This is a genomic window from Bacillus luti (genome assembly GCF_009739945.1).
Classification (GTDB): domain Bacteria; phylum Bacillota; class Bacilli; order Bacillales; family Bacillaceae_G; genus Bacillus_A; species Bacillus_A luti.
The window spans coordinates 3253398-3273074 of record NZ_CP040336.1 but is presented as its reverse complement, the minus strand read 5'-3'; the positions used below and the strand labels follow the sequence as shown (position 1 = coordinate 3273074).

Genomic DNA, 19677 nt, shown 5'->3' with positions numbered 1-19677 from the left:
TGAAATAAAGAAATGGATGGTCGGTCGAATGAATAAAGTAGAAATTCATATATTAGGTGGTTTTTTAGGTAGTGGAAAATCAACATTATTACAAAATCTATTGTTAGCGGAGAAAAAGAAGAATAGAAAAGTTGCAGTGTTAATGAATGAGATTGGTGAGTACTCAGTAGATACAGATATTATTGGAAAAGAGAATGTTTTAAGAGAGCTACTTAAAGGATGTATTTGTTGTACATTAAAAGAAGAGCTTGAAATACAGTTGCATTCGTTATATCAGCAAGAAAGACCAGATGTAATTTATATAGAAACAACAGGTGTAGCGCATCCAATTGAAGTGTTAGATGCATGTGTATCACCAATATTAGCACCTTTCCTAGAAGTGAAATCAATTGTAGTCGTTTTAGATGCAGTAAGATGGTTAAATCGAAGTATATTAAGTGCAAACGTTCAGCAATTGTTGCATGAACAAATGAAGTTTGGTAGCCACATTTTAATTAATAAATCAGATTTACTAACAGAAGCAGATAAAAACAAAGTACTTGAAGATGTGAAAGCAATAAATAATCATGCGAAATTGTTTGAAACAAAGTATTGTAATATATCTTTAAAAGATATAGAAGAAGCTGAATTTATAAATGATGGGGAACACGAGACCTTGCATGTAAAACAGCATCTACATATACAAACGATGACGTATCAATTTACGAAATCAATTGATCAAGACAAATTATATGAATGGCTTTCGAATTTACCAGATAGTATTTATCGTGTGAAAGGTTTTGTGAAATTCCATGGAGATAAATACCCACACCTATTCCAATATTCATTCGGGGTACCAACTTTACTGGAACAAGATTTCGGTTTCCCGACTAACTTGGTAGTTATAGGGGAAGGGATAGATAAGAAGCAATTGGTTGAAGGATTAGCGAAGGTAGAAAATAATTAAGTACTTTTTAGGTAGGCTGCAAATAATTGACTTCATAACTTAAGTCAATTATTTGCAGTTTTTTTCGTGATGAATACTGTAATGAAACAGTAATTTCATTTGAAAAGCAGAATATATATTGATTGTATGTCCGTTTCCATTTAATAGGAAGGTGATTATAGATTTATGCCGAATGTAGAGGTTACTACAAGAGTTTTCCAATACAAATTTTGAAGTTGAAAAGTCATGATTACGGACAGGGGAATTTGGCGTGTTTGATTCTATCAGAAAGTAAAGTATGGGGAGGATCACAATGTCGACAAAAAAACGTAAATGGCTAAAAACGGTGGTTACTGGTTGTGTTTTAGGATCGCTATTGGTAACAGCAGCTTGTTCAGGTAAGAAGACAAGTACTGAGGATGAAAAAACGATTAAGGTAGGGGTTCTTGCTTCATTAACAGGTCCACTAGAATCGTATGGAAAACAAACAGTGAACGGGTTTGAATTAGGGTTAGATTATGCAACTGGTGGGACGGGAAAAGTGGAAGGGAAAAAGATTAAGTTTGTTGTAGAGGATACGGAAACGAAAGCAGATGTAGCAGTAAAAAAAGCTACGAAGTTATTAGAAGAAGAGAAAGTTGATTTCTTAGTCGGATCGTCCAGTTCAAGTGATACATTAGCAGTATTACCACTAGCTGAAGAATATGAAAAAATTATGGTTGTTGAACCGGCAGTTGCAGATAGTATTACCGGGAAGAACTGGAATAAATATGTTTTTAGAACAGGAAGAAGCTCTTCGCAAGATGCGATTGCTGGAGCTGCTTCAATTGCTAAAAAAGATGTAAAGATTGCGACGTTCGCACCAGATAATGCTTTCGGTCGCGAAGGAATTGCAGCATTTAAAGCGGGAGCGAAGAAACTAGGTGCGAATATTGTAAATGAGCAATACGCAGATACGAACTCAACGGATTTCACAGCTAATATTCAAAATATCATTAGCTCAAAACCAGATTATTTATTTATCGTTTGGGCAGGTGCAAATTCGCCGTGGAAACAGCTGAAAGATATGAATGTGGAAGCACAAGGTATTAAAATCTCTACTGGCGCGCCAGATATAGCGGCGTTAAAAACGATGGATGCATTAGTAGGAATGCAAGGTTTTTCTGTATATTATCACAAACTTCCTAAAAATAAAGTGAACGATTGGTTAGTTGAAGAACATAAAAAACGTTTTAATGGAGCAGTGCCCGATTTGTTTACAGCAGGAGGAATGTCAGCGGCAATTTCTATTGTGGAAGCTTTAAAGAAAACAAAAGGTGATACAGATGTAGATACATTGATTAAGAAAATGGAAGGAATGGAATTTGATACACCGAAAGGAAAGATGAAATTTAGAGAGAAGGACCATCAAGCGATGCAGACACTTTATTCTATCACATTGAAAAAGCAGGATGGTGTGGAGTATCCAGTACCTGTTTTAGAGAGAGAATTGACAATGAAAGAGACAGAACCACCAGTTCAGAATAAATAGACTGAATTTTCTGTTGTTTTTGTATAAAGAGGGGATACTCTCTTTATACGTATTTCTTTCATACTCAAATCTTTAAAGGGAGGGATTTTGTGACGCATTTGCTAGAAACGAAAAATCTTAGCGTATCTTTCGGTGAACATCATGTTATTAAAGATGTAAATTTAAAAGTACAAAAGGGAAAGCTCATTTCTATTATTGGACCGAATGGTGCGGGAAAGACAACATTATTTAATTTACTAAGTGGCCAGATTTCTCCATCAAAAGGTGCAGTGTATTTTAAGGGCCAAGATATTACAAACTTATCGATTTCAGATCGAACGCGCTTAGGAATCGGTCGTTCTTTTCAGCTTACAAACATATTCCCAGAGTTAACGGTACTTGAAAATGTTCGTTTAAGCGTTCAATCATTTGTTCAAGATTACTATAGTTTCTTTCCTAATTCCTCACGTTTGAAACAGCAAATCGGAGAGGCTCGACGGTATATAAAGACAGTACTACTTCATGAGAAAGAGAATATATTAGCGAAAGATTTAGCACATGGGGAAAAAAGAAAACTTGAGCTTGCGATGTTATTAGCTTTAAAAACGGATGTGTTACTACTTGATGAACCGACAGCAGGTATATCAGTTGAGGAGGTACCTGCTATTTTACAAGTAATTGAAAATATTAAGAAACATCCAGAGAGCACAATTGTACTTATCGAACACAAAATGGATATGGTAATCGATTTATCAGATCATCTTATTGTTTTATTTCATGGAGAGTTATTGGCGGAAGGTTTGCCGGAAGAAATTATGCAAGATGAGCGCGTACAAAGTGCTTATTTAGGGGGATTATATAGTGGCACTATTACAAGTGAATAACATAGAGACGTATTTAGATCAGTTTCATATTTTACAAGGGGTAAATCTCACTGTTGAGAAAGGGACGATTACTGTACTGTTTGGAAGAAACGGGGCAGGGAAGACTACGACATTACGCTCGGTTATGGGATTTCACCGGATTGCAGGTGGTGAAATTTATTATGATAGTGCACAAGTAAATGGATTATCTACCCATTTAATTTCAAGAAAAGGTATAGGTTATGTACCAGAAAATCAAGGTATTTTTCATGATTTAACAGTAGAAGAAACATTTGCTCTTGCTAGGGGAAAGGGAGAAGAAGCGGAAGAGAAAATAGATTGGATGCTCAAACTATTTCCGGATTTAAAGGAGTTTTGGAATAAAAAAAGTGGGCTTTTGAGCGGAGGACAAAAGCAAATGTTGGCCATTTCAAGAGCGTTTATTAATAGTGATGGATTATTATTAATTGATGAACCGAGCAAAGGGCTGGCCCCAATTATGGTAGAGAAATTAATGGTAGCTATTTTGAAGATGAAAGAGAAAACCACAGTTTTACTTGTCGAACAAAACTTTATGATGGCTAGTCAAATTGGGGATTATTTTTACATTATGGATAATGGGAAAATTGTGCATAACGGTTTCATGAATGAATTACGCGAGGATAAGGAAACATGTCAAAAATATTTAGGAATTTCTTAACATTGATACGGGGGGATAGAACGTGGATGTGTTAATTAACTTATTTGTAAATGGCGTTTCGACAGGGATGCTTATATTTTTATTGGCATCTGGTCTATCACTTATTTTCGGATTAATGAGTGTATTGAACTTTGCACATGGTGGTTTATTTGCATGGGGAGCTTTTACAGGCGTTTGGCTATTTAATATGACAGGTAGTTATTTTTTAGCATTAGTTGGAGCGGTAGCTATGGGAATGTTACTTGGTTTTATTTTAGAAAGATTTCTTATTAGGCCTGTGTATGGAAATCATGTTCGGCAACTACTCGTTACGCTCGGAGGAATGCTCGTTCTAAGTGAATGTATCAAAATATTTTGGGGACCCAATCCAATTAGTGCAAAATTACCTTTATGGCTACAAGGAAGTTTTACATTCGGAGGCGTTATATTAATTAAATATCGTCTGTTCGTTATTGTAATCGGGATACTCATTTACATTGCATTACTATTATTACTCAAAAAAACAAAGATAGGTCTTATGATCCGCGCTGGTGTAATGGATAAAGAGATGGTGCAAGCGCTCGGCATTAATGTAAAAGCGATATTTTCTTTCGTTTTTTTACTAGGAGCGGGAATGGCGGCGTTAGGTGGATTCCTACTTGCACCATATTCAGGCGTGATTTTCGCAGAAATGGGTATGCAATATGCAATTTTAGCTTTTATTGTAGTAATAATTGGGGGATTAGGAAGCGTACAAGGTTCAGCCATCGCTTCTTTAATTGTCGGATTAGCTGGTGCGTTTACAGCCTATTTCATGCCAGATCTATCACTTGCAATTAATATGTTAATGTTACTATTTTTCTTAATAGTGAAGCCAACTGGACTTGTTGGTGAAAAGGGGTGAAATGGTGAACGGCACATCGAACCGAATTAAAGTATACTTTGGAGTATTTACGCTCATTTGTTTAAGTGTATTTCCGTTCGTAAATGATTCACGGAGCCTGTTAATTTTATTCACTCAAATCTTCATCTTTGCTATTTTTGCAATGAGTTTCGATGTATTGCTTGGGTATACAGGAATTGTATCGTTCGGTCATTGTATGTTCTTTGGAATAGGAGCATATGGGGTAGCACTTTTATTTGATCGGCAAGGAGTATCGATAACGAACTTTTTAATAGGAATTGTAGCTGCAATTATCGTTTCGGCAATTGTTAGCTATATAATTGGTTTACTTTCTTTACGATTGAAAAGTCATTTTTATGCAATGTTAACACTTGCTATTTCACAGTTATTTTTCGTACTTGCTGAAAAATGGCGTGGGCTTACCCACGGAGGAGATGGTTTTACATTTGGTGTACCAGATGTATTCCGTGATCGTTTTACATTTTATTATGTAACATTCATATGTCTAATTACTATTTTCATTGTGTTGCGTCTTTTCACAAAATCATCTATTGGAAAAGTATTGAAGGCGATCTCACAAAATGAACAACGTGTTGAAGCGCTTGGGTATAAAGTTCTTCATTATAAAATAATCGCGAGTGTAGTGGCGGGAGTAGTAGCTACAATTAGCGGTGGGTTATTTGTTATCACATTGCGTTTTGTAAATACGACGGTATTTTCAATTGAAATGACATTAAATGCATTGTTGATGACAATGATTGGAGGAGTTGGAACATTAATAGGGGCCATTGCTGGAGCTGGCATAATTGAATCGCTGAAATATTATTTATCAGAACTAGCGACAGAGTATCCAATTTTTGAAAGATGGACGATTATGTTAGGTTTATTGTATATTATCGTGTTGCTAGTTTTTCCGAAAGGGTTAGTTGGAACGGTTAAGAAGTTGAATGGCTTTAAAAGGAGTAAGAAGGAGAAAAGCGCAGGAGTGGAGCAAAACGTGTGAAAAATCAATTGTATATAATATGAAAATCCCTCTTTTCGATTAGTGAAGGAGGGATTTTTATTGGTGTAAGTAATTTATTAGTTTGTAAACAAAGTCATTATATTAATCAAATAGTTCATCAGGGATATGTTTTATAAAGTTTCCATTCGTAAAAAAATGAACAGCTAATTTCTCTATGGGAGCATCTTCAATGGTTACTAATATATCATTTTTAACTGGTAAAAAGGCTATTCCTTTTCCATCATTAATGAATTCTTCAATAAGCGGATAAGAATCCAATTGTTGAAGTTGATGCTGGGATAGACCGTTTTCTTTAAGAAATTGTATTGTCTTATTTCGAAAAGGACACTTCTTATCGTTACTTACGAAAAAAAGTTCCTTTGAATAGTCAATGGTATACTTTTCTTTCGTTTTTAATAAGCCTACTGAAATTGGTGTAGTAAACACTTTTTTAAACGCTACGTCGGAATAATCCTCATACGTTATGACCATATCAACTTTTTGTTGCTGTAGTAGTTTTTTTAAATGGCTACTACTTTCTATGTATATTTGATAATTCCTGAAATTTTCTTTAATACGCTTACTTAAATAACTTGTCAAAATAGATTGTGATGTCGCTATTACAAAAGCAGTACCGCTCGCTTTAATTTCATTTTTTGCTTCTTCTAATAGAGTTAATATTTTATTTGTGTAGTCTAATAAAATGTCACCAGAAGGTAACAGAGAAACACCTTTGTTATCTCTATGTAGTAAAGGGGTTTCTAACTCTTGTTCTAATTTTTTAATACGCTCCGTTACGTTCGGTTGAACATACCCTAATTCTTTAGCAGCTTTACTAATAGAACCTTCACTGGCTACAGTTTTGAATATGATAAGATCATTAATTTCCATTTATCTCAGCCCCTTGTTTGGTATCATTATAAATGATATCAAACATAATTTATACCTATTTTACGTTAGCCGGTCGTCGATTTATCATTATATATATAAGATCGAAAGAGAGTGATAATCATGATTGGAATGCAATATAAGATCATTTTACCAAAGGATTATGACATGGGGATTATTAAGAAAAGGGTAAAGGATAATGGGTATAAAACAGATGGTTTTCAAGAATTGAATTTCAAGGCGTATTTAATTACTGAGGCAGGTAAAGATGGGAATTTCTATAACTGTTATGCCCCTTTATATATTTGGAATGGTCATGAAGGGATGAACAAATTTATATTTGAAGGGTATTACGATAATATTTTACAATCGTTTGGGTGGCAACAAATAAATATAGGTGTCCCTTTAGTGATTAATTTAAGTAATGAGTTTAAAAAAAGTAGGTATGCTGTTGAATATGTAGGGAGTATTTCTCAAAAGGAATCATTGATTGGGACTCAATTTAACAGTTCGAATCAGAATGTCCAAAATACAGAAAATTGCTTGGGAAATGTGATAGTATATAATCCGGATAAATGGGGATATAGTCAGTTTCATTTTTATGAAGAGAAGCCTGAAATTGAAGAAATGAAGGGTATTACAATATATGAGATAGTATATATATCGCAGTAATTATGGATTTGAAGTGAAGGTTAATGCCCCTGAAATATGATTGTTCTGTTTTATAAAATATTGAAAGATAAATTATAAATCTCTTGAATTTTGATCAATCTTTTTTCGAAATTCAAGGGATTTTTTTATGATGAAATGAATCTACGCAGTAACTTTTTAAACAAAATTTATTTTTAAGTCAACATTTTAATAAAACCAAATTTATCCCGCTTTAATGGGCAGTAAGACCCCCACCTCAAAATTCAGCGAAAGCAAAGAAGTTAGGTGGGGGATCAACTGCCCATAAAAGTCCGATTGGTGAAGGCTAATAATCAGTGGGGGATGAAGAAAACCCCCACTGATTAAAGTTTCACTTTATCAGTTCAAATAGCGACTTAGAATAGGGCCTTATCTTATGTAAGTATGTGGGAGCGAGCTTAGAAGTAGAGGTATTTGTAGATTTAAATTAAACTTCATGTGTGTACCAAAAAGCGAAATTTATTTATAATAATATTAATACAAAGATGATTAAGAAGGGACAATCAAAGTGAAACCAACAATTTATGATGTTGCTGAAAAAGCAGGTGTATCAATTGCGACTGTATCCAAGGTAATTAATCAAACAGGGCGTATTAGTGAAAAAACAATAAACAAAGTAAATAAGGTAATGGATGAATTAGATTATCAGCCAAGTAGTGTAGCAGCAGCGTTAACAGGTAAAAAAACATATACGATTGGGGTACTTGTTCCAGATATCTCAAACTCCTTTTTTGCAGAAGTAGCAAGAGCTTTTGAAAATAGTGCGCGAGAATCAGGGTATACACTCATTTTATGCAGTACAGACCATCAAACAACACGTGAGCATGAATATATTGATTTACTATTTAAAAAGCAAGTAGATGGTATTATTATTGCAACGGAACTCAATGATTATAAACTAGTTAAAAAAATAGTAAATCGAGATTTGCCACTTGTTTTATTTACTGTAGATCATCCTTCCATCACAACTCATGTAGTGACAACTGATGATATGAGGGGAGGCTATCTAGCTGGACATTATTTAACACAGAAAGGTCATAAATCTTTAACGATTATGATGGAGAAAGATAGAAAGAGTAGCATAGGGAGACTAAGTGGTTTTAAACAGGCTCTTATGGATTCTGGGGTTTCCTTAAATGATGATGCTATAATTAGCTGTTATTCTACAGTTGAAGATAGCAAACGTGCGAGTAAAGAATTACTTAAGTTACCTAATAGACCTACAGCAGTATTTGCTTGTACAGATCTAATTGCTATATGCCTAATGAATGAAGCAAGAAAACAAGGGCTTTCTATTCCAGAAGATTTATCAATTATCGGCTTTGATAATACTATTTATGCTGAGATTGCAGATCCTGGGTTAACAACGATTGAACAGCCGATTAAACAAATGGCATCTTGTACGTTTGAACAACTGCTAAAAACGATGGAAGTGACAGCCCATGCTAAGCAAAAAATCACAATTATCCCACAATTAGTAGAGCGCTCCTCGGTAAAGGATATTACATGATAGCTGTTTTTAGTATCCTATTTGAAAGTAACAAAAAGGGCATCGTAACTATGTGCAGTTATGATGCCCTTCTTTCTAGTAAGAACTTATACGGAGTATTGCTCTCCACCTTCAGTATTTAAATCTTGTCTAATTTTATTTTCTTTCGGAATAGTAAGGAAATGAGTTAAAAATGCACCAAAGAAGTATAAACCAGCAAAGATCCACATAACGCCGCCTACACCTAATGGGCCGATGAATGCAGTTACAACTAATGGACCAACAAAGGCAGATAATCCTGAACCTAAATTTAAAACAGACATTGCGGCCCCTTTATTTTCAGGAGCTAAAGATGGTACTAAAGCTGTAAGAGGTACATAGCCAGCAAGCGTTGCTCCATAGCAACATGCAACAAATAATATTACCCAATAGTTATGTCCTACGAGTTGTGGTACATAATAAAGTGCGAGTGTTACAATTCCGCATCCTACTCCCCCGAACCATTTAATCGTATTGACCCAACCGAACTTGTCTCCAACAATACCAAAAATTATATTAAACACCATATTTACAAAGAATAGAGTACCCCAAATTTGAAGCCATTCAGTCATTGTAAAATTAAATTTCATCATATAAGTAGGTAGGAAAACGACAAATCCAAATTGAGCGGCTGAGTTTATAATTTTAACAATACCACCTATACCAACTTTAGGATTTTCAAATGCGATGGTAATGCCTTTTAGTAATTCGCTTGACTTGTTAGCGCTTACGGGTTGTTTTTTAAATTTGTCTTTATTTACAACAATTGAGAATAGTCCCCCGACAACAACAAAAATTAAGGCGCTCCATAAAGTAGCAACTTCCCCGATTTTAGGAACCATATAACTAGAATAAAAGGCTCCTATAACACTTAAACCAAGCTGGAATACGAACCAGAACCATCCGACTGCCCTTGAAAGCATTTGTTGAGGAGTGCTGTAAGATACCCAAACTAAGAAAGAATAAGCAAATAGCGGATAACCAAATCCTCTGAGAGCGTAGCAAAGTAATATAACGGGATAATTCATACTTTCAATGCCTATACCTATGAAACCAATTGAACCTAAAATGAATGATACTAATCCAAATGTCATTACTTTTCTTGGTCCCCACATTTGTACAAATACCCCTGAAAACCAAGAAGAAGCAGATACAGTAATTCCATAAATGGTAAATAAAAAAGCAGTGTGCTCTAACGTTAAACCATTTTCAACGAGATAAGGGGATAACCATCCCTGCTCTAAACCGTCCCCGATCATAAAAACAATAATTCCTATGTATCCCCAAGTTAAATTAGAAGGGATACCAATCTTGTCCATAAATGTTCTGTTTGAACTAATTGCGTTCATTCTCCCACCACCGATTATTTTTTTGGTTAAGCGCTTAATTCTTTTTGATAAAAAAAGTATACGCTTACATAAAGGGAGCGTCAATAAAATTTTTTGACAATTTACAACTTTCTTTCATAAAGGTGCAACCTATAGGCTTATTAGGTACTAAAATAATCGTAAGTATGAACAGAAATTAATAACTTCAAGATGGGAGTTTACTATATAAAGGGTTTAATTCTCTTTGTTATATCGGTGTTTTTTAATGGATTACTTGTAATTATTTAGATTCTCCTTTTCTTATTATAAATTTTCAAGCGAATTGTAGTAGTGTTGTACAGGAAATTTGTAATTTGGATAAAAATAATTATAAAAAATAAAATTGTTTGAATTTTAGGATTTAGTATGTATAATGAAGAAAAGTAGGGAAAGCGCTTAACTAAAATGATGCGCTAAACCTTATAGACTTTCATTTCGTTTCTTAAATTTAAATGAAGAGGGAGAAATCATATGAATGTTTTAACGATTGGGATTATTGGTGCTGGACGAATTGGAAAATTACACGTTGATAATTTACAGCTTATGCCACAAGTGAAAATTAAAGCGGTTTCAGATGTGATAATTAATCATTTAGAAAAATGGGCTCAAGACAAAGGGATTTCCACTTTGACAACTAGCTATCAGGATTTATTAGCAGATCCAGAAATTGATGCTGTATTTATTTGTTCACCAACAAATACACATGCGCAAATTATTAAAGAAGCGGCTCTTGCAAAAAAACATATTTTTTGCGAAAAGCCTGTTAGTTTTTCGGTAGAAGAAACATTAGAAGCATTAGAAGTGGTAAAAGAACAAGGAGTATCTCTTCAAGTAGGTTTTAATCGCCGTTTCGATCCTAACTTCAGAAAAGTGTATGATCTTATTCAACAAGGAGAAGTGGGACACCCACATATTTTAAAAATTACGTCTAGAGATCCACAACCGCCAAGTATAGAATATGTTCGTTCTTCAGGTGGATTGTTTATGGATATGATGATTCATGATTTTGATATGGCCAGATACGTAATGAATAGTGAAGTTGTTGAAGTATTTGCATATGGAACAACATTAATTGATCCGTCCATTCAAGAAGTAAACGATGTTGATACGGCAATTGTCACATTGAAATTTGCGAATGGAGCTTTAGGGGTAATTGATAATAGTCGCCAAGCTGTTTATGGATATGACCAGCGTCTTGAAGTGTTTGGTGAAAAAGGAGCAGTCGCTGCGGATAATTGCTGCCCAACAACAGTCCAAGTGTCAAAAACAGAAGGTGTTGTAAAAGATAAGCCGCTTTATTTCTTCTTAGAGCGTTATACGCAGGCTTACATTGAAGAAGTAACACAATTTACAAAGTCAATTATAGAAGGACAAGCTGTTATTTGCAGTGGTAATGATGGGTTACAGGCAGAACGAATTGCGAAAGCTGCGAAGGAATCTTTATTAACAGGAAAACCTGTTCAAATTGAACATAAACAGCCCGCATTAAACCAGTAAAGAAAGCGCTTAATTAGGGGTGGTTAAAGAGTTGTACATAGTATGGTCATCAAAAACTCTTAACCATTCCTTTACATAAAGAACGGGAGGTAGTAATAATGAATCCACTTATATTTAAAGAAGATTGTCCATTAGATCTTATCGCAGTTGGACGTTTATGCGTTGATTTAAATGCCAATGAAACACAACGTCCTATGGAAGAAACAAGAACGTTTACTAAGTATGTGGGGGGATCTCCTGCCAATATTGCGATAGGTACGGCACGTCTTGGCTTACAAACGGGATTTATCGGTAAAGTGTCCGATGACCAAATGGGCCGCTTTATTACAGGGTACCTTAAGGACAATAATATTAATACAGATCAGATCTGTATTGATCGTACTGGGGCAGTGACTGGTCTAGCGTTTACAGAAATTAAAAGTCCTGAAGATTGCAGTATTTTAATGTATCGTGACAATGTTGCAGATTTAAATCTTGATCCAACAGAAGTATCTGAGGACTATATTAAGCAATCAAAAGTACTCTTAATTTCAGGGACAGCTTTAGCAAAAAGCCCTTCTCGCGAGGCGGTATTTTTAGCACTAGAATATGCGCGTAAGCATGATGTAGTCGTATTTTTTGATGTTGATTACCGCCCTTATACATGGCAGTCCGAAGCTGAAACGGCTGTGTATTACAATCTTGCGGCTGAAAAGTCTGATGTCATTATTGGAACGCGTGAAGAATTCAATATGATGGAAAAACTATTAAACTACGAACAATCTAATGATCAAGTTACAGCTGAAAGATGGTTTTCTCATCATGCGAAAATTGTTGTAATTAAACACGGCGGGGATGGTTCAATCGCTTATACGAGAGACGGTCAATCTCACCGAGGCGGTATCTTTAAAACAAAGGTATTAAAGACGTTCGGAGCTGGTGATTCATACGCTTCTGCATTTATTTACGGTTTAATGCAAGGGCTTGAGATTCCTCAAGCGATGCGATTAGGAGGGGCTTCGGCTTCAATTGTTATTTCAAAACATAGCTGTTCTGATGCAATGCCAACAAGGGCAGAGATTTCTACATTCATGGAAACGGCTGAGGAAATTGTATAGAAACTTCATAAAACAATAATCTAGTAAGGGCGTATCCTAAGGACGCTTCTACATTAAATAAAAGGGAGAGAATTAATATGACAGTACAAACAGCACAAATTGTAAAAAACTACATTGGTGGCGAATGGGTAGAATCTTCTTCAACTAAGATGGAAGCTGTATATAATCCTGCAACAGGAGAAGTGATCGCTCAAGTACCACTTTCAACGAAAGAAGATGTTGAACAAGCTGTACTAGCAGCAAATAAAGCGTTCCAACTTTGGTCTAAAACAGCTGTGCCAAAACGTGCTCGTATTCTATTTAAATATCAACAATTACTAGTAGATAACTGGGAAGAGTTAGCGAAACTTATTACGATTGAAAATGGGAAAAGCTATAACGAAGCTTACGGTGAAGTTCTTCGTGGTATTGAGTGTGTGGAATTTGCAGCGGGTGCTCCTACATTAATGATGGGAAAACAGCTTCCTGATATTGCGACAGGTATTGAGTCTGGTATGTATCGTTATCCAATTGGTGTTATAGGCGGTATTACACCTTTTAACTTCCCGATGATGGTTCCATGCTGGATGTTCCCACTTGCAATTGCTTGTGGTAATACATTTGTATTAAAACCTTCAGAGCGTACACCAATTCTAGCGGCGAAATTAGCTGAATTAGCTGAAGAAGCAGGCTTACCAAAAGGCGTATTAAATATTGTAAATGGTGCACATGATGTAGTAAACGGTCTTCTTGAACATAAATTAGTGAAGGCAATTTCATTTGTAGGTTCTCAGCCAGTCGCAGAATATGTATATAAAAAAGGAACAGAAAACTTAAAACGTGTTCAAGCACTAGCTGGTGCGAAAAACCATTCTATTGTATTAAATGATGCGAACCTTGAACTAGCAACAAAGCAAATTATTAGCGCTGCATTCGGTTCAGCTGGTGAGCGTTGTATGGCTGCTTCTGTTGTAACAGTACAAGAAGAAATTGCAGATCAATTAGTTGAAAGGCTAGTAGAAGAAGCAAATAAAATTGTAATTGGAAATGGACTGGATGAAGATGTGTTTTTAGGACCAGTGATTCGTGATAACCATAAAGAGCGCACAATTGGTTACATCGATTCAGGTGTGAAACAGGGCGCTACGTTAGTTCGTGATGGACGCGAGGATGCAGCTGTAAAAGGGGCTGGTTACTTCGTAGGGCCAACAATTTTTGACCATGTTACAAAAGAAATGAAAATCTGGCAAGATGAGATTTTTGCTCCTGTTTTATCAATTGTTCGTGTGAAATCATTGGATGAAGCGATTGAAATTGCGAATGAGTCTCGCTTTGCGAATGGGGCTTGCATTTATACAGATAGCGGGGCAAGTGTACGTCAATTCCGTGAAACAATTGAATCAGGTATGTTAGGTGTTAATGTTGGGGTTCCAGCGCCAATGGCATTCTTCCCGTTCTCTGGCTGGAAAGATTCTTTTTATGGTGACCTTCATGCGAATGGTACTGACGGCGTTGAGTTTTATACAAGGAAGAAAATGCTTACATCTCGTTGGGAAAAATAATGATTAAGAGAGAAGTAAAATTGCTCTAGTTGTTTGTAAGCGAAAGTAACGGAAGTATTAAAACATAAGAAGGAAGTATTAGGAGTCTAGCAAATTCCTAATACTCCTTTTTCATATGCAAAATGACTGATAGAGATGGAAAGGAGCAAATGATATGCAAACTGTTAGAATGACCACGGCGCAAGCCTTAGTGAGATTTTTGAACGAGCAGTATGTAGAGTTTGATGGAGAGCAACAAAAGTTTATTAAGGGGATCTTTACAATTTTTGGTCATGGAAATGTAGTAGGCCTAGGTCAAGCTTTAGAAGAAGACGCAGGCGAATTAGAAGTATATCAAGGGAGAAACGAGCAAGGAATGGCAAATGCTGCGGTTGCTTTTGCAAAACAAAAACATAGAAAACAAATTATGGCATGTACTTCTTCTGTTGGTCCTGGATCAGCAAATATGATTACCTCTGCTGCAACGGCTTCTGCAAACAATATTCCCGTTTTACTACTTCCAGGTGATGTATTTGCAACGAGACAACCTGACCCTGTTCTTCAACAAATTGAACAAACGCATGACTTATCTATTTCTACGAATGATGCTTTTCGTGCAGTAAGTAAGTACTGGGACCGGGTAAATCGTCCTGAACAATTGATGACAGCCATGATTCATGCCATGCGTGTTTTAACGAATCCGGCAGATACAGGAGCTGTAACAATTTGTTTACCACAAGATGTCCAAGGAGAAGCTTGGGATTTTCCAAGTTATTTCTTCCAAAAACGTGTTCACCGTATTGAACGACGCCTACCTACAAAAGCCAGCCTAGCTGATGCGGTTGAAATGATTAAGAGAAAGAAAAAGCCAGTTATGATTTGCGGTGGTGGTGTAAGGTACGCAGAAGCGGCAGAAGAACTAAAACAGTTTGCCGAAACATTCCACATTCCATTTGGAGAAACACAAGCTGGAAAAAGTGCGATTGAAAGCAGTCATCCGTATAATCTTGGCGGCGTTGGGGTAACTGGAAATTTAGCAGCTAATACAATTGCAAAGGAAGCGGATCTTGTTATTGGGATCGGGACGAGATTTACTGATTTTACAACGGCATCTAAACAATTATTTCAAAATGAGGAAGTTGAGTTTTTAAACATTAACATTTCAGAATTTCATGCGAATAAGCTTGATGCATTGAAGGTTATAGCGGATGCGAAAGAAGCGCTTCTTGCTCTAATAGAGGAACTGCAAGCAATTGATTATCGATCTAGCTATACAGCAGAAATCGCTGATGCAAAAGAGGCTTGGGAAACAGAATTAGTACGCCTACATAATATTCGCTTTACAGACCAAGAGTTCACACCAGAAGTTGAAGGACATTTCGATGAGAATATAAATGAGTATGTAGACGCACTTGGTACACAATTAACACAGACTGCAGTCATTGGACAAATTAATACATTACTTCCTGAAGATGCAATTATCGTAGGGGCGGCCGGAAGTCTTCCGGGTGATTTACAAAGAATGTGGGCATCGAGACAACCAAATACGTATCATATGGAGTATGGATACTCTTGCATGGGCTATGAGGTTGCGGGCGCACTTGGTGCAAAGCTAGCTGAACCATCGAAGGAAGTATATGCAATGGTAGGGGATGGTAGTTACCAAATGCTTCATTCTGAGCTCGTCACAAGCCTTCAAGAAAATAAAAAAATTAATATTTTATTGTTTGATAACTCCGGATTTGGCTGTATTAATAACTTACAAATGGGCAATGGAATGGGGAGCTTTGGAACAGAGTTTCGCTACCGAGACCAGGAAACTCGTGAATTAAACGGAGCTATTATGAAAATTGATTTTGCAGCTAGTGCGGCGGGATATGGTGTGAAAACATATCGTGTTACATCGATAGAACAATTACAGGAAGTGCTTGAAGATGCGAAAAAACAAACGGTTTCTACATTGATTGATATTAAAGTATTACCAAAAACAATGACAGATGGATATGAGTCATGGTGGCATGTAGGTGTTGCAGAAATATCTAATAGTCAAAGTGTACAAGCTGCGTACGAGAGTAAAGTAAGTAACTTGCGAAAGGCAAGATCTTATTAGAGTAGAGCACAAAGAGAGCTTTTTATCCACATGTATATTGTTTAGGAAGCTCTCTTTTTAACGAACAGATAAGAGGATTTAGCAGAATTTTATTATCTTTTACAAAGAGGAGAGATATGGGGATGTTCAAAGAAAACACGATTAAGCTTGGAATTGCACCAATTGCTTGGACAAATGATGATATGCCAGAACTAGGGGCAGAAAATACGTTTGAACAATGTATTAGTGAGATGGCACTAGCTGGATTTAATGGAAGTGAAGTAGGTAATAAATATCCGAGAAATACAATTGTATTGAAAAAATCTTTGGGATTAAGAAACCTGGAGATTGCTAGCGCATGGTTTAGTATGTTTTTGACAACGAAGCCGCTTGAAGAGACTATACAAGCATTTATTAAGCATAGAGATTTCTTGCATGATATGGGTGCAAAAGTCATCGTTGTTTCAGAGCAAGGACATAGTATTCAAGGCTTAATGGATGTACCGCTATTTAAAAATAAGCCTGTTTTTACAGAAGAAGAGTGGGATAAGCTTGCGGAGGGGTTACATCATCTCGGTAAATTGGCTCAGGAAAAGGGGCTACATATTGTATACCACCATCATATGGGTACGGGTGTTCAAACAACGGCAGAAATTGAAAAGTTAATGGATATGACGGATCCAGAGCTTGTATCCTTGCTTTTTGATACAGGTCATCTTGTTTTTTCAGGAGAAGAACCGCTTTATATTTTGAAAAAATATTTACCCCGTATTAAACACGTACATTTAAAAGATATTCGCCAAGAAGTAGTAGATGCTGTAAAGAAAAACGAATTAAGCTTCTTACAGGCTGTGAAGAATGGTGCATTTACAGTTCCTGGGGATGGTGTAATTGTATTTGATGAAGTGTTTACTATCCTTGCAAATTCTCATTATAAAGGGTGGTTTGTAGTAGAAGCAGAGCAAGACCCGGCTTTAGCAAATCCTTTTGAATACGCATTAAAAGCCCGGAAATTTATACAAGAAAAAGCAGGTCTTTAGTTTCCGTATTGTGAGATTGCAAGTTTCAATGTCGTATAAAGAATATGTAGTAGTAGGTAAAGGAGGTGTCATATGAAACCAACAATTTATAGTGTTGCAGAGGAAGCAGGTGTATCTATATCAACTGTTTCAAAGGTAATCAATCGGACTGGAAATATTAGTGAGAGTACGAGGAGAAAAGTATTTCAGGTTATGGATCAACTAAATTATCACCCAAGTGTCGTGGCATCTGCTTTAACAGGAAAACAAACAAAAATGATTGGTCTTCTCATCCCTGACATCTCCAATCCATTTTTTGCTGAAGTAGCAAGAAGTATTGAGGACCGAAGCTATGAACTAGGGTTTCATGTGATGATATGTAATACGGATAATGATGCACAGAAAGAAAAGAAGTATTTATCCTTGTTAACTCGTCAAAGGATTGATGGTCTTATTGTCGCTTCAGCTTTTAGAAATGCTAGTTTACTAGAGAATATGGTAAAGCAGGATGTACCGGTTAGTTTAATCGCTTCAGAAATCTACAATCTATCCGTCAACACTGTAACTGTAGATGATTATAAAGGCGCTTATTTAGCTACTTCCTATTTACTATCCTTACAGCATAGGAAGGTTGCAATTATTACAGAGGATGCGAAAAGTAATCAGCTTCGCTTACGTGCTTTTAAAGATGTTATGCAAGAAGAGGGAATCATTGTACCCCGAAATTATGTAGTAAAAACCGAAGCGACAATTCAAAGTGGATATGAGAGTGCTAAGCAACTCTTGAGACTACAAGAAAGGCCGACTGCGATTTTTGCCTGTAATGATTTGTTGGCCATTGGGGTCATGAAGGTTGCCAAAGAAGAAGGGCTGAATATCCCTGAAGATTTATCAATTATTGGTTTTGATAATACTGTACTTTCTACTACGACAACCCCTATGTTAACGACCATTGCACAACCGATGAAGCAAATGGGTACAAGGGTAGTAGAGATGCTCGTTGAAGAGATGAAACACCCGAAACTTTGTAAGGAACGTTTGCTTCTTACCCCGGAGTTAATTATTCGGCAATCAACTTGTCCTCTTACATAAGGAGTAAAAAGACGAGACATTTGTGTTTCCATTTAATAAATAATATTGAAAAAGGTGAATGTGTAATGCCATTAGTTCAAATGGAAGATATTTTAATCAAGGCAAATCAAGAGAATTATGGGGTAGGGGCTTTCAGTGTCGCTAATATGGAAATGGTAATGGGAGCTATTAAAGCAGCAGAAGAATTGCGTGCTCCGCTTATTCTACAAATTGCGGAAGTTCGTTTGAATCATTCGCCAATTCATCTGATTGGTCCTTTGATGGTTGCTGCGGCGAAAAAAGCGGCTGTTCCAGTAGCAGTTCACTTTGATCACGGTATGACGTTTGAGAAGATCAAAGAGACGTTAGAAATTGGTTTTAGTTCAGTTATGTTTGATGGCTCTCACTATCCGTTAGAAGAGAATATTCAAAAGACAAAAGAAATTGTAGAACTTGCGAAACAGTACGGAGCGACAGTAGAGGCTGAGATTGGCATAGTAGGTGGTAGCGAGGATGGATCAGAAGATATTGAAATGTTGCTTACAAGCACTAAAGAAGCAAAACGATTTGCGGAAGAAACAGACGTAGATGCGCTAGCTGTTGCGATTGGAAATGCGCACGGTATGTACAATGGAAATCCTGATTTACGATTAGACCGCTTACAGGAAATTAATGAGGTAGTTCGTATTCCACTAGTATTACATGGCGGTTCTGGCATTAGTCCAGAGAATTTCAAGCAATGCATTCAGCATGGCGTTCGTAAAATTAATGTAGCAACCGCAACATTTCAGAATGTAATCACTGTGGTTAACACCGCAGTTCGGAATACTCCTTATTCAGATTATTTTACGTACCATCAGGATGTTATTGAGGCCGCATACGAAAACGTTAAAAATCATATGCGAATATTCGGAAGTGAAAACAGAGTATAACGAGAAAAGATTTCTTCATTAATAGTTAGAAGAAACTCGAAATGTAGTTAGCTGAAAAAGGTAGAGAATGATAGAAAATATCCAATTAACAAGGG

17 protein-coding genes are annotated in these 19677 nt (G+C 36.3%); 15 read left to right on the top strand and 2 right to left on the bottom strand.

Features of this window, described 5'->3' with window-relative positions; all coding sequences use genetic code 11:
* Positions 1-28 precede the first annotated feature (28 nt).
* The 6 genes from EUC40_RS16675 (at position 29) to EUC40_RS16650 (ending at position 5884) form a co-directional block, all read left to right on the top strand.
* Positions 29-946, top strand: a complete 918-nt coding sequence (locus tag EUC40_RS16675) for a CobW family GTP-binding protein (RefSeq protein WP_187130318.1) — start codon at positions 29-31, stop codon at positions 944-946.
* A gap of 292 nt (positions 947-1238) precedes the next feature.
* Positions 1239-2456 carry a substrate-binding domain-containing protein gene (locus EUC40_RS16670; protein ID WP_071712486.1) on the top strand — a complete coding sequence of 406 codons (1218 nt, stop codon included), beginning with the start codon at positions 1239-1241 and terminating at the stop codon, positions 2454-2456.
* An 89-nt stretch (positions 2457-2545) separates the two neighbouring features.
* Positions 2546-3319 carry an ABC transporter ATP-binding protein gene (locus EUC40_RS16665; RefSeq protein ID WP_071712487.1) on the top strand — a complete coding sequence of 258 codons (774 nt, stop codon included), beginning with the start codon at positions 2546-2548 and terminating at the stop codon, positions 3317-3319.
* Positions 3297-3998, top strand: a complete 702-nt coding sequence (locus EUC40_RS16660) for a branched-chain amino acid ABC transporter ATP-binding protein (RefSeq protein ID WP_151628137.1) — start codon at positions 3297-3299, stop codon at positions 3996-3998. The genes EUC40_RS16665 and EUC40_RS16660 overlap by 23 nt, the downstream gene beginning before the upstream one ends.
* Positions 3999-4020: 22 nt before the next feature.
* Entirely contained in the window at positions 4021-4881 is an 861-nt protein-coding gene (locus EUC40_RS16655) for a branched-chain amino acid ABC transporter permease (RefSeq protein WP_000382808.1), read from the top strand.
* 1 nt (position 4882) lies between these two features.
* Complete coding sequence (locus tag EUC40_RS16650) at positions 4883-5884, top strand: branched-chain amino acid ABC transporter permease (protein WP_156576036.1); 1002 nt, start codon at positions 4883-4885, stop codon at positions 5882-5884.
* 102 nt (positions 5885-5986) lie between these two features.
* Here the strand turns inward: EUC40_RS16650 and EUC40_RS16645 are convergent, their stop codons facing one another.
* Positions 5987-6775, bottom strand: coding sequence for a LysR family transcriptional regulator (locus tag EUC40_RS16645; protein WP_156576035.1), 789 nt, complete (start codon positions 6773-6775; stop codon positions 5987-5989).
* Positions 6776-6895: 120 nt separating this feature from the next.
* Here EUC40_RS16645 and EUC40_RS16640 point away from each other — a divergent pair, with 120 nt between their 5' ends.
* Together EUC40_RS16640 and EUC40_RS16635 are read left to right on the top strand one after the other, a co-directional pair.
* Entirely contained in the window at positions 6896-7444 is a 549-nt protein-coding gene (locus EUC40_RS16640) for a DUF4865 family protein (RefSeq protein WP_156576034.1), read from the top strand.
* A 526-nt stretch (positions 7445-7970) separates the two neighbouring features.
* Positions 7971-8972 (top strand): LacI family DNA-binding transcriptional regulator, encoded by a 1002-nt coding sequence (locus tag EUC40_RS16635; RefSeq protein ID WP_071712491.1) that lies wholly within the window; start codon positions 7971-7973, stop codon positions 8970-8972.
* An 86-nt stretch (positions 8973-9058) separates the two neighbouring features.
* On the opposite strand, the gene EUC40_RS16630 is transcribed toward EUC40_RS16635, so the two are convergent.
* Positions 9059-10339, bottom strand: a complete 1281-nt coding sequence (locus EUC40_RS16630) for an MFS transporter (RefSeq protein WP_071712492.1) — start codon at positions 10337-10339, stop codon at positions 9059-9061.
* A gap of 489 nt (positions 10340-10828) precedes the next feature.
* Here EUC40_RS16630 and iolG point away from each other — a divergent pair, with 489 nt between their 5' ends.
* The 7 genes from iolG (at position 10829) to EUC40_RS16595 (ending at position 19582) form a co-directional block, all read left to right on the top strand.
* Complete coding sequence (gene iolG / locus EUC40_RS16625) at positions 10829-11854, top strand: inositol 2-dehydrogenase (RefSeq protein WP_071712493.1); 1026 nt, start codon at positions 10829-10831, stop codon at positions 11852-11854.
* Positions 11855-11952: 98 nt separating this feature from the next.
* On the top strand, positions 11953-12951 hold the full coding sequence (iolC, locus tag EUC40_RS16620; protein WP_156576033.1) for a 5-dehydro-2-deoxygluconokinase: 999 nt from the start codon (positions 11953-11955) through the stop codon (positions 12949-12951).
* 77 nt (positions 12952-13028) lie between these two features.
* On the top strand, positions 13029-14492 hold the full coding sequence (locus EUC40_RS16615) for a CoA-acylating methylmalonate-semialdehyde dehydrogenase (protein WP_071712495.1): 1464 nt from the start codon (positions 13029-13031) through the stop codon (positions 14490-14492).
* Between the two features lie 154 nt (positions 14493-14646).
* The gene (iolD, locus tag EUC40_RS16610; RefSeq protein ID WP_156576032.1) at positions 14647-16581 is read left to right on the top strand and encodes a 3D-(3,5/4)-trihydroxycyclohexane-1,2-dione acylhydrolase (decyclizing); all 1935 of its coding nucleotides are present in this window, start codon (positions 14647-14649) and stop codon (positions 16579-16581) included.
* Between the two features lie 122 nt (positions 16582-16703).
* Positions 16704-17600 (top strand): myo-inosose-2 dehydratase, encoded by an 897-nt coding sequence (gene iolE / locus EUC40_RS16605; protein ID WP_071712618.1) that lies wholly within the window; start codon positions 16704-16706, stop codon positions 17598-17600.
* 72 nt (positions 17601-17672) lie between these two features.
* Entirely contained in the window at positions 17673-18671 is a 999-nt protein-coding gene (locus EUC40_RS16600) for a LacI family DNA-binding transcriptional regulator (RefSeq protein WP_071712497.1), read from the top strand.
* A gap of 65 nt (positions 18672-18736) precedes the next feature.
* Positions 18737-19582 carry a class II fructose-bisphosphate aldolase gene (locus tag EUC40_RS16595; protein ID WP_156576031.1) on the top strand — a complete coding sequence of 282 codons (846 nt, stop codon included), beginning with the start codon at positions 18737-18739 and terminating at the stop codon, positions 19580-19582.
* Positions 19583-19677 lie beyond the last annotated feature (95 nt).

Coding starts and splice junctions, on each gene's coding strand:
- EUC40_RS16595 (WP_156576031.1), top strand. CDS start 18,737: ATGCCATTAGTTCAAATGGAAGATATTTTAATCAAGGCAAATCAAGAG.
- EUC40_RS16650 (WP_156576036.1), top strand. CDS start 4,883: ATGGTGAACGGCACATCGAACCGAATTAAAGTATACTTTGGAGTATTT.
- EUC40_RS16640 (WP_156576034.1), top strand. CDS start 6,896: ATGATTGGAATGCAATATAAGATCATTTTACCAAAGGATTATGACATG.
- iolG (WP_071712493.1), top strand. CDS start 10,829: ATGAATGTTTTAACGATTGGGATTATTGGTGCTGGACGAATTGGAAAA.
- EUC40_RS16630 (WP_071712492.1), bottom strand. CDS start 10,339: ATGAACGCAATTAGTTCAAACAGAACATTTATGGACAAGATTGGTATC.
- iolC (WP_156576033.1), top strand. CDS start 11,953: ATGAATCCACTTATATTTAAAGAAGATTGTCCATTAGATCTTATCGCA.
- EUC40_RS16670 (WP_071712486.1), top strand. CDS start 1,239: ATGTCGACAAAAAAACGTAAATGGCTAAAAACGGTGGTTACTGGTTGT.
- EUC40_RS16600 (WP_071712497.1), top strand. CDS start 17,673: ATGAAACCAACAATTTATAGTGTTGCAGAGGAAGCAGGTGTATCTATA.
- EUC40_RS16675 (WP_187130318.1), top strand. CDS start 29: ATGAATAAAGTAGAAATTCATATATTAGGTGGTTTTTTAGGTAGTGGA.
- EUC40_RS16645 (WP_156576035.1), bottom strand. CDS start 6,775: ATGGAAATTAATGATCTTATCATATTCAAAACTGTAGCCAGTGAAGGT.
- iolE (WP_071712618.1), top strand. CDS start 16,704: ATGTTCAAAGAAAACACGATTAAGCTTGGAATTGCACCAATTGCTTGG.
- iolD (WP_156576032.1), top strand. CDS start 14,647: ATGCAAACTGTTAGAATGACCACGGCGCAAGCCTTAGTGAGATTTTTG.
- EUC40_RS16615 (WP_071712495.1), top strand. CDS start 13,029: ATGACAGTACAAACAGCACAAATTGTAAAAAACTACATTGGTGGCGAA.